The organism is Faecalibacterium prausnitzii, assembly GCF_003324185.1.
Taxonomy (GTDB): domain Bacteria; phylum Bacillota; class Clostridia; order Oscillospirales; family Ruminococcaceae; genus Faecalibacterium; species Faecalibacterium prausnitzii.
In genome coordinates, this window is the sequence record NZ_PXUP01000008.1 from 60,307 (window position 1) to 74,588 (window position 14,282).

General features: G+C 59.2%; 14 protein-coding genes. 7 read left to right on the top strand and 7 right to left on the bottom strand.

What is annotated here, in order from left to right; all coding sequences use genetic code 11:
* Positions 1 to 57: 57 nt before the first annotated feature.
* Together C7J97_RS06900 and C7J97_RS06905 are read right to left on the bottom strand one after the other, a co-directional pair.
* The gene (locus C7J97_RS06900; RefSeq protein WP_005920256.1) at positions 58 to 1,389 is read right to left on the bottom strand and encodes a glucose-6-phosphate isomerase; all 1,332 of its coding nucleotides are present in this window, start codon (positions 1,387 to 1,389) and stop codon (positions 58 to 60) included.
* Between the two features lie 225 nt (positions 1,390 to 1,614).
* Positions 1,615 to 2,847, bottom strand: coding sequence for a D-alanyl-D-alanine carboxypeptidase family protein (locus C7J97_RS06905; protein WP_113992402.1), 1,233 nt, complete (start codon positions 2,845 to 2,847; stop codon positions 1,615 to 1,617).
* A 227-nt stretch (positions 2,848 to 3,074) separates the two neighbouring features.
* Here C7J97_RS06905 and C7J97_RS06910 point away from each other — a divergent pair, with 227 nt between their 5' ends.
* From C7J97_RS06910 to C7J97_RS06930, 4 genes are all read left to right on the top strand, one after another.
* On the top strand, positions 3,075 to 3,410 hold the full coding sequence (locus C7J97_RS06910; RefSeq protein WP_170126647.1) for a twin-arginine translocation signal domain-containing protein: 336 nt from the start codon (positions 3,075 to 3,077) through the stop codon (positions 3,408 to 3,410).
* A 180-nt stretch (positions 3,411 to 3,590) separates the two neighbouring features.
* Entirely contained in the window at positions 3,591 to 4,886 is a 1,296-nt protein-coding gene (gene mtaB / locus C7J97_RS06915; protein WP_113992404.1) for a tRNA (N(6)-L-threonylcarbamoyladenosine(37)-C(2))-methylthiotransferase MtaB, read from the top strand.
* A 245-nt stretch (positions 4,887 to 5,131) separates the two neighbouring features.
* A complete protein-coding gene (locus tag C7J97_RS06925) occupies positions 5,132 to 6,685 on the top strand; it encodes a 4Fe-4S dicluster domain-containing protein (protein ID WP_015536912.1) in 1,554 nt (517 codons plus the stop codon).
* Positions 6,686 to 6,911: 226 nt separating this feature from the next.
* Positions 6,912 to 7,385, top strand: coding sequence for a hypothetical protein (locus C7J97_RS06930; RefSeq protein ID WP_015536911.1), 474 nt, complete (start codon positions 6,912 to 6,914; stop codon positions 7,383 to 7,385).
* A 50-nt stretch (positions 7,386 to 7,435) separates the two neighbouring features.
* On the opposite strand, the gene C7J97_RS06935 is transcribed toward C7J97_RS06930, so the two are convergent.
* Entirely contained in the window at positions 7,436 to 7,642 is a 207-nt protein-coding gene (locus tag C7J97_RS06935) for a hypothetical protein (protein WP_044959509.1), read from the bottom strand.
* A gap of 164 nt (positions 7,643 to 7,806) precedes the next feature.
* Here C7J97_RS06935 and C7J97_RS06940 point away from each other — a divergent pair, with 164 nt between their 5' ends.
* The 3 genes from C7J97_RS06940 to C7J97_RS06950 are packed head-to-tail and all read left to right on the top strand — an operon-like array spanning position 7,807 to position 10,039.
* Positions 7,807 to 8,655, top strand: a complete 849-nt coding sequence (locus C7J97_RS06940) for a bifunctional hydroxymethylpyrimidine kinase/phosphomethylpyrimidine kinase (RefSeq protein ID WP_097782495.1) — start codon at positions 7,807 to 7,809, stop codon at positions 8,653 to 8,655.
* On the top strand, positions 8,652 to 9,158 hold the full coding sequence (locus C7J97_RS06945) for a tRNA (cytidine(34)-2'-O)-methyltransferase (RefSeq protein WP_113992406.1): 507 nt from the start codon (positions 8,652 to 8,654) through the stop codon (positions 9,156 to 9,158). The genes C7J97_RS06940 and C7J97_RS06945 overlap by 4 nt, the downstream gene beginning before the upstream one ends.
* Entirely contained in the window at positions 9,149 to 10,039 is an 891-nt protein-coding gene (locus C7J97_RS06950) for a DegV family protein (RefSeq protein WP_113992407.1), read from the top strand. The genes C7J97_RS06945 and C7J97_RS06950 overlap by 10 nt, the downstream gene beginning before the upstream one ends.
* Before the next feature lie 168 nt (positions 10,040 to 10,207).
* Here the strand turns inward: C7J97_RS06950 and metA are convergent, their stop codons facing one another.
* From metA to C7J97_RS06970, 4 genes are all read right to left on the bottom strand, one after another.
* Positions 10,208 to 11,143, bottom strand: coding sequence for a homoserine O-acetyltransferase MetA (gene metA, locus C7J97_RS06955; protein ID WP_097782494.1), 936 nt, complete (start codon positions 11,141 to 11,143; stop codon positions 10,208 to 10,210).
* A 96-nt stretch (positions 11,144 to 11,239) separates the two neighbouring features.
* Entirely contained in the window at positions 11,240 to 12,514 is a 1,275-nt protein-coding gene (locus C7J97_RS06960) for an O-acetylhomoserine aminocarboxypropyltransferase/cysteine synthase family protein (RefSeq protein ID WP_097782493.1), read from the bottom strand.
* A gap of 91 nt (positions 12,515 to 12,605) precedes the next feature.
* A complete protein-coding gene (locus C7J97_RS06965) occupies positions 12,606 to 13,262 on the bottom strand; it encodes a methionine ABC transporter permease (protein WP_113992408.1) in 657 nt (218 codons plus the stop codon).
* Positions 13,259 to 14,272 (bottom strand): methionine ABC transporter ATP-binding protein, encoded by a 1,014-nt coding sequence (locus tag C7J97_RS06970; RefSeq protein WP_113992409.1) that lies wholly within the window; start codon positions 14,270 to 14,272, stop codon positions 13,259 to 13,261. Before C7J97_RS06970 ends, C7J97_RS06965 begins: the two co-directional genes overlap by 4 nt.
* Positions 14,273 to 14,282: the final 10 nt, after the last annotated feature.

A 14,282-nucleotide genomic window follows, 5' to 3' on the forward strand; every position in this document is an offset into this window, starting at 1 on the left:
AGTCCTCCTGTATTTTCCACGCCTTGCGGCGGGAGATCATTTTTAACGTTCGGCAGCTTACTTCAGCTTTGCCTCCAGCTCTGCGGTCAGGCCCTCATAGCCGGGCTTGCCCAGCAGGGCAAACATATTCTTCTTGTAGCTTTCCACGCCGGGCTGGTTGAAGGGGTTCACGCTCAGCAGGTAGCCGCTGCAGGCGCAGGCACGCCAGAAGAAGTAGATCAGGTAGCCCACATTATAAGCAGACAGGTCATCCACCTCGATCAGCACCTCGGGCACACCGCCGTCGGTGTGTGCCAGAATGGTGCCTTCCATGGCCTTGCGGTTGACCACGCTCATATTCTGGTTTGCAAGGAAGTTCAGGCCGTCAAAGTTGCCCTCCAGCGGGTCGATGAACAGATCCTGTGCGGGCTTCTTCACGTCCACGATGGTCTCGAACATGATGCGGGCACCTTCCTGAATGAACTGACCCATGGAGTGCAGGTCGGTGGAGAAGATGCAACTTGCGGGGAACAGACCCTTGTTGTCCTTGCCCTCGCTCTCGCCGAACAGCTGCTTGTACCACTCGTTCATCAGGGTGAAGTCCGGCTCGTAGCACTCCAGGATCTCCACAGCCTTGCCCTTGCGGTACAGGATGTTGCGGATGGCGGCGTACTTGTAAGCATCGTTGTCGGGGCTCAGCACGGAGAAGCGCTCCATAGCGTCGGCAGCGCCCTGCATCAGAGCATCGATGTCGATGCCGGCAGCGGCGATGGGCAGCAGACCCACGGCGCTCAGCACGGAGTAGCGGCCGCCCACGTCATCGGGAACTACAAAAGTAGGCCAGCCCTGTGCGTCAGCCAGCTGCTTCAAAGTGCCCTTGGCACGGTCGGTGGTGGCGTAGATGCGCTTGTTGGCTTCCTCCACGCCCATCTCCTTTTCCAGCAGCTCGCGCAGCACACGGAAGGCCAGAGAGGTCTCGGTGGTGGTGCCGGACTTGGAGATGACGTTGATGGAGAAGCGCTTGCCCTTGCACAGGCTGATGATATTGTTCAGGTAGGTGGGGCTGATGCTGTTGCCGCAGAAGTAGATCTTCAGACCATCCTCCAGCTCGTTGTGGTACATACCCTTAACGGCCTCCACAACAGCGCGTGCGCCCAGATAGCTGCCGCCGATACCGGCCACGACCAGAACGTCGGAGTCCTCGCGGATCTTGGCAGCAGCTGCCTTGATGCGGGCGAACTCTTCCTTGTCGTAATCCCGGGGCAGGGTCATCCAGCCCAGAAAATCGCTGCCGGGGCCGTTCTTGGCTTCCAGCTGCTTGTGGGCGGCTTCTACCTGCGGGTAGATGGCTGCATATTCCTCTTCGCTGATGAAGCTGGAGAGGTGTTTCGTGTTCAGTGCGACACTCATTTTATTAAAACCTCCAAACGATCTGCCGGGCCTTTGCCCTGCGAGGAAATATCTTGGTATAAGTGTACCGTTCCCTCCGGGTAAAGTCAAGGTCAAATTCCTTAGATTTCATACAATTTTAATAGTGTTTTTTTGTTTCTTCATCCAGATTTGTTCAGGTATCCAACAGTCCCACCGGGCGTCCGGTGCACTTTTGTGCGCTGAAGCGCCTTTTTCGGCACAGGGTCAGGCTGCTGTCCCCCGCAGGCTGTCCCACAGCAGCTGCAAGGCGGTGTCAACATCCATGCGGGGCGCATCGGCGGCAGCGCACACCGGGTACTCCCCCTGTACTGCTTCGCCGCACAGCAGCTGCGCCTTGCCCACCGTCTGTCCCCGGGTCACCGGGGCTTCCAGCGTGTCGGGCAGTTCCAGCTGCACGGTCAGCTGTCCGGCGCTTTCGGCGGGCAACAACGCGGTCTGCGGCAGAGCGGCGTAATCCAGCGGCACGGTCTCCTCCGTGCTGCCCTTTACCTTTAATTGCAGCGGGCGCTCCTGCGGCAGGGGCACCGGTGCGGCACGGTAGGCCGCAAAGCCGTAGTCCAGCAGGGTGGTGGCGGCTTCGAACCGTTCCTTGCTGGAGGGTGCACCCAGCACCACCGCGATGAGATTCAGCCCGTCCCGGGTGGCGCTGGCGGTAATGCACACGCCCGCTCCGCCGGTGGTGCCGGTCTTGAGCCCGGTGATGCCGTTATAACGCCGCAGCAGCTTATTGGTGTTCACCAGCTGGGTCTGCCCGCCCCGCAGGGTGTCCGTCCAGATGCCGGTATAGTGCAGCACCTCCGGGCAGGTGTTCAGGATGGTGCGGCTCATGATGGCTACATCCCGTGCGGTGGAAAGATGCCCTTCTGTGTCCAGCCCGCAGGCGTTGCGGAAGGTGGTGTGCTCCATGCCCAGCTCTGCGGCGCGGGCGTTCATCTGCTGCACAAAGGCAGGCTCGCTGCCGCCCACAAGCTCTGCCACCGCCACTGCTGCATCGTTGGCAGAGGACACGCAGATGGCCTTGAGCATCTCGTCCAGCGTGAACTGCTCCCCGGGCTCCAGCCAGATCTGACTGCCGCCCATGTGGTAGGCGTGCTCACTAACCGGCACAGCGGTATCCATGGTCAGCCGCCCGGCGTGCACCGCCTCAAAGGTGAGCAGCAGGGTCATCACCTTGGTAATGGAGGCGATGGGCATGGTCTGGTCAGCGTTCATCTCGTAAAGCACCGCGCCGCTGGTCTGGTCGATAAGGATCGCCGCGCGGCAGGGCAGGGTAAGCTGCGGCGGGGTGACCGTCAGGGTCTGCGCTGCCGGTTCTGCCTGCGTTTGCACCGCCGGTTGAATGCGCAGCCCCTTGCCCTGCGCCGTGCCGAAGGCCAGCGCAAACAGCCAGAAGCAGACCACCCCCGCGCACAGCAACGCCAGATTTCTCCGTTCCATTTCCGTCCCTCCCCGTGCGAAGTCTCTTGCTGCTACTGTATGCAGTGGTCTTTTCAGGCATGCCGCTCGTCAATTTTGCCGTACTATTTTTCATATTGTGTTCGTTTTCTGTTAACTTTGGTACCTGTCCCTTGACTTTTCACGGCAAAACTTGTAAAATTGAACTGTTCCCAGAAGGGAGCAAGCCCAGTTTCATACAATCATGCAATCACAAGGAGGGTCTCATTATGAATCTTTCTCGCCGTAACTTTATAAAGATCGCCGGTCTGTCCGCTGCTGCTGTTGCAGGTGCCGCCCTGTTCACCGGCTGCTCCGGTCAGCTCATGCTGCCCGTCCGGTTCTCTGCTACCGTGATCGGTAAAGATATCCAGAAGGCTCTGGACACCAAGCAGTTTTCTGTCGTGGCCAGCCTGAAGCCGGACGCCCAGGAGAACGCCATCAACGCTTTTGTGAGACGTCAGCTTCCCCTGTCTATGTACGAGGTCGATTTCATTGAGCGCAAGACCGATACACTGGACGGCAAGGAGACCGATTATCTGTTCGTTACCCTGAAAAACAGCTAACGGCTCGTCATTCCTTCCTGCAGCTTTGGGACGCGAGATTTTTCGCGTCCCTTTTTGTTTTGACGCACTGCAAAAGACCGGTGTCTCCGTGCAAAAACAGTCTTGCACCCCGGTGGGCTTCTGTTATATAATGAGAAGAAATGCAAAACACCCCCGTTTTTATCGAAAGGATCGTTCCCCATGCGAGTTTGTTTTTATACCCTCGGCTGCAAGGTCAACCTGAACGAGACCGGTGCGCTGGAACAGCTGTTCCGCGCCAACGGCTTTACCATTGCGCAGGAAGGCGAAGCAGCGGATGTGTTCATTGTGAACAGCTGCACCGTGACCAACTTCGGCGACCAGAAGAGCCGCAAGTGGCTGCGCCGCAAAAAGCGCGAAAATCCCGGTGCGGTGACGGTGCTGACCGGCTGCTACCCGCAGGCCTTCCCGGAGGAGGCCGCACAGTTCATGGAAGCCGACCTTGTGTGCGGCAACGGCGACCGCAAGGCCATTCTGGAGAACGTACAAAAGCTGCTGGACGGCCACGAGCGCATCGTAGCCATTGCCCCGCACCAGCGCGGCGAGCAGTTCGAGGAGCTGCCGGTGGAACGGTTCGAGACCCACACCCGCGCCTTTATCAAGGTAGAGGACGGCTGCAACCGGCAGTGCGCCTACTGCGTCATCCCCCGCGCCCGCGGGCCGGTGCGCAGCCGCGCCGAGGAGAGCATTCTGGCCGAGCTGCACCAGCTGGCCGCTGCGGGCTACCGCGAGGTGGTGCTCAGCGCCATCTCCCTGCCCAGCTACGGGCTGGACACCGGCACGAACCTTGTGGAGCTGGTGGAAAAATGCGCACAGGTGCCGGGCATCGAGCGCATTCGTCTGGGCAGCCTTGACCCCGATATGCTCACCCCGGAATTCATCTCCCGCTTGGCAGCGGTGGACAAGCTTTGCCCCCAGTTCCACCTGAGTTTGCAGAGCGGCTGCACCGCCACCCTGCGCCGGATGCGCCGGGTGTACACCGCGCAGGAGTACGCACAGGTGGTGGAGCAGATCCGCGCCGCCTACGGCAGCCGCCCGGTCAGCTTTACCACCGACTGCATCTGCGGCTTCCCCGGCGAGACGGCAAAGGACTTTGAGGAGAGCTGCGCATTTTTGAAAAAGATCGGTTTCCTTAAAGTGCATGTGTTCCCCTACTCCCGCCGCAGCGGCACCCCGGCTTATGATTTCCCGGATCAGATCCACGAGCGGGAAAAGCAGGAGCGCAGCCGCCGCATGAACGCCGTAGCCGAGCAGGTGCGCTGCGAGACACTGGCCGCCTTTGAGGGCACCGAGGATGAGGTGCTGCTGGAAACGCCCCTGTCCGGTACGCTGTTCACCGGCTACACCCGGCTGTACATTCCGGTGGTGGTCTCTGCCCCCGGCTGCGAGAGCGGGCAGATCGTGCGAGTAAAGCTTGGCCGCTACGACGGCGAGCGGGTGCGTGCAGCACTTTGCTGAATTTTTTTCATTTTACTTGTACATTCTGTGCATCCGCATGAATACAATAAATTTTTAACAAATTTTGTGTTTTGCTCTTTCCATACGCACGTCTTTATGTTAAAATGAAGATGGATTTATCGGGTCCGGCGTGCTGTAAGCAACCAGCACGGTACCATCCGTGCCCGTATAGCGCCGTTTTTATGCTCTGCACACAGGGCAGGCGGCTCCGTTTTTTGGCTGTTTCTGAGCAAGGAGAGATTGGAATGAGTTTCAGAGGAATCAATACTACGGTCATCCAGATCCGCCGTCAGGTGTTTACCGAGGTCGCCCGCATGGCTTACGCCAACGTCAAGGGCGAGCAGGCCAATCACCTGATGCGCAAGATCCCCTATACCATCATCCCCGGTGAGGAGGGCAAGCTGCGCAAGGACATCTTCCTGGAGCGCGCCATCGTTGAAGAGCGCGTGCGTCTGGCTATGGGTCTTCCCACCCGCCGCATGGACGAGCACAACAGCGTGGTCTCCGGTCTGGAGGATGCCTCCATCGCCGATAAGTACTATGATCCCCCGCTGGTCAACGTGATCAAGTTTGCCTGCAACCGCTGCCCTGAAAAGCTGGTCAAGGTGTCTGACCTGTGTCAGGGCTGCCTTGCACACCCCTGTATGGAAGTGTGCCCCAAGAAGGCCATTACTTGGGAGAGCGGCCGTTCCACCATCGATCAGGACAAGTGCATCAAGTGCGGCCGCTGCGTCACCGTCTGCCCCTACAATGCCATCGTCAAGACCGAGCGTCCCTGCGCCGCTGCCTGCGGCATGGGCGCGATCCACTCTGACGAGCTGGGCCGTGCCGAGATCGATTACAGCAAGTGCGTGTCCTGCGGTCAGTGTCTGGTGAACTGCCCCTTCGGTGCCATTGCCGACAAGGGTCAGATCTATCAGCTCATTCAGGGCTTCAACCGCGGCGACCGCATCTATGCGCTGGTCGCTCCCGCCTTCATCAACCAGTTCCCCTCTCTGGCTTCCACCGGCAAGCTGAAGTCCGCCCTGAAGGCCATCGGCTTCTGCGACGTGGTGGAGGTTGCCATCGGTGCCGACCTGTGCACTGTGGACGAGGCACACGACTTCCTGGAGGAAGTGCCCGAGAAGCTGGACTTCATGGCTACCTCCTGCTGCCCGGCATGGAGCATGATGGCAAAGACCGCCTTCCCCGGCCTTGCCAAGAACATCTCCATGACCATGACCCCCATGGTGTTCACCGCCCGCATGATGAAGCAGGCCGACCCCGATGCCCGTATGTGCTTCATCGGACCCTGCGCCGCCAAGAAGCTGGAGGCCTCCCGCCGCACCGTCCGCTCCGACGTGGACTTCGTGCTGACCTTTGAAGAGCTGGCCGGTATCATTGAGGCAAAGGATCTGGATCTGGACAATCTGGAAGTGGATCCCGCCGAGATGGATCTGTGCTACGCTTCTGCTGCCGGCCGCGGCTTTGCACAGTCCGGCGGCGTGGCCAAGGCCGTTGCCGACAAGATCAAGGAATGGCGTCCCGACATGGAGGTGAAGATCGCCTCCGCACAGGGTCTGGCCGACTGCAAGAAGCTGCTGATGCTGGCCAAGGCCGGTAAGTACAACGGCTACTTGCTGGAAGGCATGGGCTGCCCCGGCGGCTGCATCGGCGGTGCCGGTACCATTGCCGACCCCGTGCGCACCGCTGCTGTGCTGAACAAGTATGTGAAGGACGCCACGTTCACCGACCCCGAGCAGAGCGCCTTTATGTCCAACATCCACATGCTGAAGGACGACCCCAACTTTGAGGTCTGAGCCGCTATAACGTAACCACCCAAAAGGACGCTGCAATGCTGCAGCGTCCTTTTTTATCACACCTTCCACATTTTGTGATGGATTCGCAACATTTTTGTGAAAGACTGCCAAGGCGCATTGACAAGGCCCTCCGGTCATGCTATGTTAGTATTGACAAATTAGCACCTTATGGAGCATTATATACTCTGTTTCACCATGCCGTAGCTGCGGCAGAAAGGATAAAACCATGACTACCGCCTTAAAACGTACCGGCGCTGCCCTGCTGACGCTGCTGATGTTCTGTATGCTCACACTGGGCGCTTCTGCCGCCGCAAATACCCCCGTTGGGGTCAAATTCTGGAAGGAAAACTCCGACAAGGAATCCATGGCCAACTCCGGCATTGATTCTGACCGCGAGGCTACCCTTGCCCGCCAGTCCAACGGCACCTACACCCTGATGCTGCCCGTCAAGCAGGTGACCAAGCTTAATGTGACCGGCTGCCTGACCGGCCTGACCATCGGCGATGTGACCTACACCGGTACCCTGACCGGCGAGATTGAAAAGGGCAACGGCATCCTGACCATCAAAAACCTGCCTGCCTCGGTGCTGACCGGCAGCGATGTGAGTAAGGCGCTGACCGTGACCTGCAACATCCAGATGGATCTGAGCCTGCTGGGCGAGATCAACACCACCGCCCGGATGTGCATCTGGGCAAAATAAACCGCACGATAACAAAAGCGCCGTTCCACCCGGGACGGCGCTTTTGCTGTTCAGCAGTCGATGTGCTTTTCCACAAAGTCGGCGGCCATTTTATCCAGCTGCATCACCGCATTTTCCGCGCCCTTCATCACCTTGCGCACATTGCGGCGCATCTGGCGCTTGCTCTGGGTAGCCATCATGGCACCGGCAGCCCCAAGGACTGCACCGGTGGCCATGCCCACCACCATGCCTGCGGCGGAATTTTCTCGCTGTTTCATCCTGAATTTCTCCTTTCGGCCTGTCATGACAGGGCTTGCAGTGCTATTATTTCCGCAAAAGAATCTGGTATACGCTTTTTTTATGCAGCAATTTGTGGTATACTGTTCTATGATGCTTTTTATAAGCCGCTGTGCGCGGCTTTTCAGCAAGGAGGTTTTCCTATTTGCAAAAACCCGTTGAACCAAAAAAGATCCTTTGCATCCACGATCTGTCCGGCGTGGGCCGGTGCAGCCTTGCGGTGATCCTGCCTGTGCTGTCGGTCATGGGCTTCCAGCCGGTGGCGCTGCCCACGGTGGTGCTCTCCACCCACACCGGCGGCCTTGGCACCCCCGCCCGGATGGACGGCAGTGCCTACGGCATGGCCGCACTGGAGCACTACCAGACCCTTGGACTGCAATTTGATTGTATCTATACCGGCTATCTGGGCGGCGAGGCACAGGTAGCGCTGGCTGAAAAAGCCTTTGCCCTGTGGCCTGCCGCCTACAAGGTGGTGGACCCCGTAATGGGCGATAACGGCAAGGCCTATTCCACCGTTACCCCGGCACTGGTCGAGCGCATCCGCAGCCTGTGCCGCGCGGCAGATCTGATTTTGCCCAACTACACCGAGGCGCAGCTGCTTTTGCAGCAGCAGCCGGTCACCGATGAGCTGGACGATACCGCCGCGCAGGCACTGGCAGATGCTTTGCAGCCGCTGGCCTCCAACGCGGTGGTCACCGGATTGCCGCTGGGCAAGTACATCGGCTGTGCCGGTACCGGCGCAGACCGCTTCGTCATCAAAAAGCTGCATATCAGCCGCAGCTTCCCCGGCACGGGGGATCTGTATGGTGCCGTGCTCATCGGCTCGCTGCTGCAGGGCAACGCCCTGAGCGCCGCCGCCGATAACGCTGCGGAGTTTGTTTCGCTGGCCATTCAGGGCACGCCCTGCACGCAGGACACCCGCTTCGGCGTGTGGTTTGAGCCGCTGCTGCCCCGCCTGTGCCCCCTGCGGGAGGAACCGGAGGGCATTTTATGATGGACAAGCCGACTTTGAATATCGTGCTGGTAGAGCCCCGCATCCCCCAGAACACCGGCAACGTGGCGCGCACCTGTGCCTGCACGGCCTGCCGTCTGCATCTGGTGGGCCCCATGGGCTTTGCCATTGATGACAAAAAGCTCAAGCACGCCGGGCTGGACTACTGGCACTATCTGGACATTACCTACTACGACGGCCTTGCGGACTTTTTTGCCCGCAACAGCGGCCCCTACTACTACTTTACCACCAAGGCGCCCCAGCGCTACACCGATGTGCAGTACCCGGACGGGGCTTATCTGGTGTTCGGGCGCGAGGACGCCGGGTTGCCGGAGGCGCTGCTTGTGGAAAATCAGGAGCACTGCATCCGGATGCCCATGCGGGACACCTGCCGCAGTCTGAACCTTTCCAACAGCGTGGCGGTGGGCGTGTACGAGGTGCTGCGGCAGTGGGATTTCCCGGAGCTGCTGGACCACGGCCACCTACGAGATTATGAATGGAAATGAGGGAAATTATGAGCAAGATCGCAATTCTGACTGATTCCTCCTGCGATATCCCGCAGGAGATGGCCGAAAAATACGGCATTGATATCATGAGTTTCCACATCCTGCTGGATGATGTGGACTACGTTGAGCGTGTGGACTGCACCAACACCGAGTTCTACGATAAAATGCGTGCGGCAAAGGGTGTGCCCTCTACCGCCGCCATCACGCCCATCCAGTTCTGTGAAAAATACTGCCAGTATGTGGACGAGGGCTACACGGATGTCATCCATGTGCCCATTAACAAATCCGGCTCCTCCACCTACAACAACGCCCTGATGGCACAGGGGATGCTGCGGGAGGAGCGCCCGGAGCACCATCTGAACATCCATCTGCTGGACCCCCACACCTATTCTATGGTGTTCGGCTGGTATCTGTGCGAGATGGCACGCAAACTGCATAACGGCGCAGAGATCCGCCACGTCATCCACGAATTTGAACGGCAGATGAACTGCATGGAGGTCGTGCTGGGGCCTTACAGCCTGAGGCAGATGAAAAAGAGCGGCCGCATCTCTGCCGCAGCAGCCGTCATGGGCGAACTGATGGGTATCCGTCCCATCATTACCCTGATCGACGGCAAGACCAAGGTAGAGGCCAAGGTGCGCGGCGATGAAAAAGTCGTGCCCGCCATGGTGGAGCTGTGCCAGAAGCGCGCCGGGGATGTGGAGGATTTTGAGTATATGATCGGCCACACCAACATCCCGCAGGCCGCTGATCTGGAAAAGGCCTGCCGCAAGGCCTTTGGCAAGCCGCCGCTGGCCGTGTTTGAGCTGGGCGGCGTGGTCTCTGCCAACACCGGCCCCGACACCGTGGCGCTGACATATACCGGCCACCCCAGAGGGTAAAAACATCCGGCAGAGGGCTGCCGCAGAATAGCATACCTTCAAAATATTGAAAGCTCCAAGACAGCTTCTCAAAAAAGGGTAAAAAAAGCTGAGCATCTGTGAAAGATCAGGTGCTCAGCTTTTTTGCATTTTTCGTTGACGCTGTTTCACAGCAGTCCTTTTTGTTATTTATTTCTCGTGTTTTACTCGTTGGATATCTCCCAGATCGTAGGGGGTATTCTGGTAGACGTAATAGTTCAGCCAGTTTTCATACAGCAGGTGGGCGTGGGCGCGCCAGCGGAACAGCGGCGGCTTTGCGGGGTCGTCATCCGGGTAATAGTTGACGGGCACATGGATGGGCAGACCCTTGGCTACGTCCCGCTTATACTCGGCATCCAGCGTATACTTATCGTACTCCGGGTGACCGGTAACAAAGATCTGCCGCCCGTTCTCGGTGCTCATGAGGAAGGGTCCGGCGGCGTCGCTCTCGGCCAGAATGCGCAGTGCGGCGCAGTTGTCCACATCCTCCCGGCAGATGCCGGTATGACGGCTGTGGGGAGCGTAGAACACCTCATCAAAGCCGCGTACAAGCGGGTTTGCCGGGCGGGTGACCCGGTGCTCGAACACGCCGAACATCTTTTCCGGCAGCAGCTGCTTGCGCACGCCGTAGTGGTAGTACAGCCCGGCCTGTGCGCCCCAGCAGACATGGAGGGTGGAGTAGACGTTCGTTTCGCTGAAGTCCATGATCTCGCACAGTTCGTTCCAGTAGTCCACCTGCTCAAAATCCATGGTCTCCACCGGCGCGCCGGTGATGATCATGCCATCGTAGCGGTTGTTCTTTACCTCGTCAAAGGTCTTGTAAAAGGCCTCAAGGTGGGCAGCCGACACATGGGTGGCAGAGTGGCTGGCAGTTTGCAGCAGGGTCATGTGCACCTGCAGCGGGGTGTTTGCCAGCAGCCGGGCGATCTGGGTCTCGGTGGCGATCTTGGTGGGCATCAGGTTCAGAATCAGAATTTCCAGCGGACGGATATGCTGCGCCAGCGCCCGCTCCCGGTGCATGACAAAGACGTTTTCTTCATACAGGGCGTCAAAGGCGGGTAAGGTCTTAGGGATGATCAGCGGCATAGGAAAGTCGCTCCTTTGCTAGACGATTCAAAAATGGCGCCGCGTTCGCTTTGCCATCTTCAGGGGTATCATGATTTTTGATTTCACGGGAAGGCATCAGACCTTATCCAGTGCCTGCGCGATATCGGCGATGAGATCCTCGGCGGATTCCAGACCGCAGCTCATGCGCACCAGCTCAGCGGGCACACCGGCGGCAGCCAGCTGCTCGTCGTTCATCTGACGGTGGGTGCTGGAGGCGGGGTTCAGGCAGCAGGTGCGGGCATCCGCCACATGGGTCTCAATGGCGGCAAGCTTCAGCTCCTTCATAAAGGTGCTGGCGGCCTGACGTCCGCCGGCCAGACCAAAGCTCACCACGCCGCAACTGCCGTTTGGCAGATACTTCTGCGCCAGTGCGTGGTAGGGGCTGCTTTCCAGCCCGCAGTAGTTCACATAGGCCACCTTGGGGTGGTTTTCCAAGAACTGTGCCACCGCCATGCCGTTGGCGCAGTGGCGCTGCATCCGAACGTGCAGGCTTTCCAGACCAAGGTTCAGCATATAGGCGTTCATGGGGGACTGCATGGAGCCGAAGTCCCGCATGAGCTGCGCGGTAGCCTTTGTAATGAAAGCTCCCTCCTTGCCGAAGCGCTCGGCGTAGGTGATGCCGTGGTAGCTGTCGTCCGGGGTGCACAGACCCGGGAACTTCTCAGCGTGCGCCATCCAGTCGAACTTGCCGCCGTCCACGATGGCACCGCCCAGCACTGCGCCGTGGCCGTCCATGTACTTGGTGGTGGAGTGGGTCACGATGTCCGCGCCCCACTCAAAGGGGCGGCAGTTGACCGGTGTGGGGAAGGTGTTGTCCACCATCAGCGGCACGCCGTGGGCGTGGGCGGCCTTGGCAAACTTTTCAATGTCCAGCACGGTCAGGGCGGGGTTTGCGATGGTCTCGCCGAACACCACCTTGGTGTTGGGCCGGAAGGCGGCGTTCAGCTCCTCCTCGGTGCACAGGGGGTCTACAAAGGTGGCGGTGATGCCCATCTTGGCCATGGTGACCGAGATGAGGTTGAAGGTGCCGCCGTAGATGGTGCTGGAGGCCACGATGTGGTCCCCTGCTTCGCAGATATTAAACAGCGCAAAGAAGTTTGCGGCCTGTCCGCTGGAGGTAAGCATGGCGGCAGTGCCGCCCTCCAACTCGCAGATCTTTTTGGCTACCATGTCGCAGGTGGGGTTCTGCAGACGGGAATAGAAATAGCCGTCTGCTTCCAAATCGAACAGCTTGCCCATGTCCTCGCTGGTGGCGTACTTGAAGGTGGTGGACTGGATGATGGGGATCTGACGGGGCTCGCCATTGCCGGGGGTGTAGCCACCCTGCACACAGATGGTATCACGGTTCATACAACATACTCCTTTGCTGGTTTTTTGGTCGGGAAGGACGATTCCCCGCAGGAGAGCTGTCTCCGGCGGGGAATCGAAAATTCAAAGCTTCTTATTTCCGCAGGCGCTTATCGCTCTTGGTGGCCCACAGGGTACCCACAGACTGGAACGCCTGCACCATCAGCACCAGCAGCACCACACAGACGATCATGATGTTGGTCTGGTAGCGGTAGTAGCCGTAGGACAAGGCGATCTTGCCCAGACCGCCGCCGCCGATGACGCCGGACATGGCGGAATAGCCCAGAATGGTGGTCAGCGCGGTGGTCATACTGGAGATCAGGCCAGGCAGGCACTCCGGGATCATGACCTTGGTGATGATCTGGAAGGGGGTCGCGCCCATGCTCTGGGCAGCTTCCACTACGCCTTCATCCAGCTCCCGCAGGCTGGTCTCCACTAGACGTGCCACAAAGGGGAAGGCGGCGACCACCAGCGGCACTACGGTGGCCTTGGTGCCCACCGTAGTGCCCACGATGGCGCGGGTAAGCGGGAACACGCAGATCATCAAAATCAGGAAGGGCACGCTGCGCAGGATGTTGATGACGATATTGATCAGATGCATCAGCCAGCCGGGCAGGGGCAGAATGCCGTCCTTGTCACCGGCTACCAGCAGCACGCCCAGCGGCAGACCCAGCACCAGCGCAAAGGCGGTGGAGAGCACCGTTACATAAAAGGTCTCCCAGATGGCAAAGCCGTAATCTGCGATATTCATATACCGGTCACCTCCTCTACCGTTACGCCAGACTGGCTGCGCATATATTCCATAGCCTGCTGTGCGACAGCAAGCTCTGCGGGCAGCTTGAGCAGCATAGAGCCGTAGCACTGGCCGCTCAGATCGCGGGTATCGGCGCTGAGCACCGACACCAGAATGCCTTTTTCGGCAGCAAGGCTTGCCACCAGCGGCTTTGCGGTGGAGGAACCATTAAAGGTAACGCGCACCACATGGTCATCCGGCGCAAAACAGGAAAGATCCCGCGCTGCGCTGCCGCCGTTGGGCGCCACCAGACGCTTGGCAGCTGCCGTTTTGGGATTTGCAAAAATTTCCTGTACCGAGCCCTGTTCCACGACCACACCGCCGTCCAGAATAGCCACGCTGTCGCAGATTTCCTCCACCACGCTCATCTGGTGGGTAATGACCACCACGGTGATGCCCAGCTTACGGTTGATATCCTTGATCAGGGTCAGGATGGAGTGGGTGGTGTTGGGGTCCAGCGCACTGGTGGCCTCGTCGCACAGCAGCACCTTAGGGTTGGTAGCCAATGCACGGGCAATGGCGATGCGCTGCTTCTGACCGCCGGACAGCTGTGCCGGGTAGGCGTTGGCCTTATCCGGCAGTCCCACCATCTCCAGCAGCTCCATGGCGCGCTTTTCCGCCTCGGCCTTTTTTACGCCTGCCAGCTCCATGGGGAAGCAGACATTCTTCAGGCAGGTGCGCTGCATGAGCAGGTTGAACTGCTGGAAGATCATGGTGATTTCCCGGCGGCGCTTGCGCAGCGAGACGGGAGACAAGGTCTCCATTGCCACGCCGTCGATCACCACGCTGCCGCCGGTGGGGCGCTCCAACAGGTTGATGCAACGCACCAGCGTGGATTTGCCCGCACCGGACATACCGATGATGCCGTAGATGGAGCCATCGGGAATGGTGAGGTTGATGTTCTGCAGCGCTTTCACCGCGCCATCCTTCATCTGGAAGGTCTTGGAAAGATACTTGAGTTCGATCACAGAAATTGCT

What these genes read in the sequence shown, in the direction of transcription:
- C7J97_RS06900 (WP_005920256.1), bottom strand. Translation starts at nt 1,389, where the DNA reads ATGAGTGTCGCACTGAACACGAAACACCTCTCCAGCTTCATCAGCGAA.
- C7J97_RS06905 (WP_113992402.1), bottom strand. Translation starts at nt 2,847, where the DNA reads ATGGAACGGAGAAATCTGGCGTTGCTGTGCGCGGGGGTGGTCTGCTTC.
- C7J97_RS06910 (WP_170126647.1), top strand. Translation starts at nt 3,075, where the DNA reads ATGAATCTTTCTCGCCGTAACTTTATAAAGATCGCCGGTCTGTCCGCT.
- mtaB (WP_113992404.1), top strand. Translation starts at nt 3,591, where the DNA reads ATGCGAGTTTGTTTTTATACCCTCGGCTGCAAGGTCAACCTGAACGAG.
- C7J97_RS06925 (WP_015536912.1), top strand. Translation starts at nt 5,132, where the DNA reads ATGAGTTTCAGAGGAATCAATACTACGGTCATCCAGATCCGCCGTCAG.
- C7J97_RS06930 (WP_015536911.1), top strand. Translation starts at nt 6,912, where the DNA reads ATGACTACCGCCTTAAAACGTACCGGCGCTGCCCTGCTGACGCTGCTG.
- C7J97_RS06935 (WP_044959509.1), bottom strand. Translation starts at nt 7,642, where the DNA reads ATGAAACAGCGAGAAAATTCCGCCGCAGGCATGGTGGTGGGCATGGCC.
- C7J97_RS06945 (WP_113992406.1), top strand. Translation starts at nt 8,652, where the DNA reads ATGATGGACAAGCCGACTTTGAATATCGTGCTGGTAGAGCCCCGCATC.
- C7J97_RS06950 (WP_113992407.1), top strand. Translation starts at nt 9,149, where the DNA reads ATGGAAATGAGGGAAATTATGAGCAAGATCGCAATTCTGACTGATTCC.
- metA (WP_097782494.1), bottom strand. Translation starts at nt 11,143, where the DNA reads ATGCCGCTGATCATCCCTAAGACCTTACCCGCCTTTGACGCCCTGTAT.
- C7J97_RS06960 (WP_097782493.1), bottom strand. Translation starts at nt 12,514, where the DNA reads ATGAACCGTGATACCATCTGTGTGCAGGGTGGCTACACCCCCGGCAAT.
- C7J97_RS06965 (WP_113992408.1), bottom strand. Translation starts at nt 13,262, where the DNA reads ATGAATATCGCAGATTACGGCTTTGCCATCTGGGAGACCTTTTATGTA.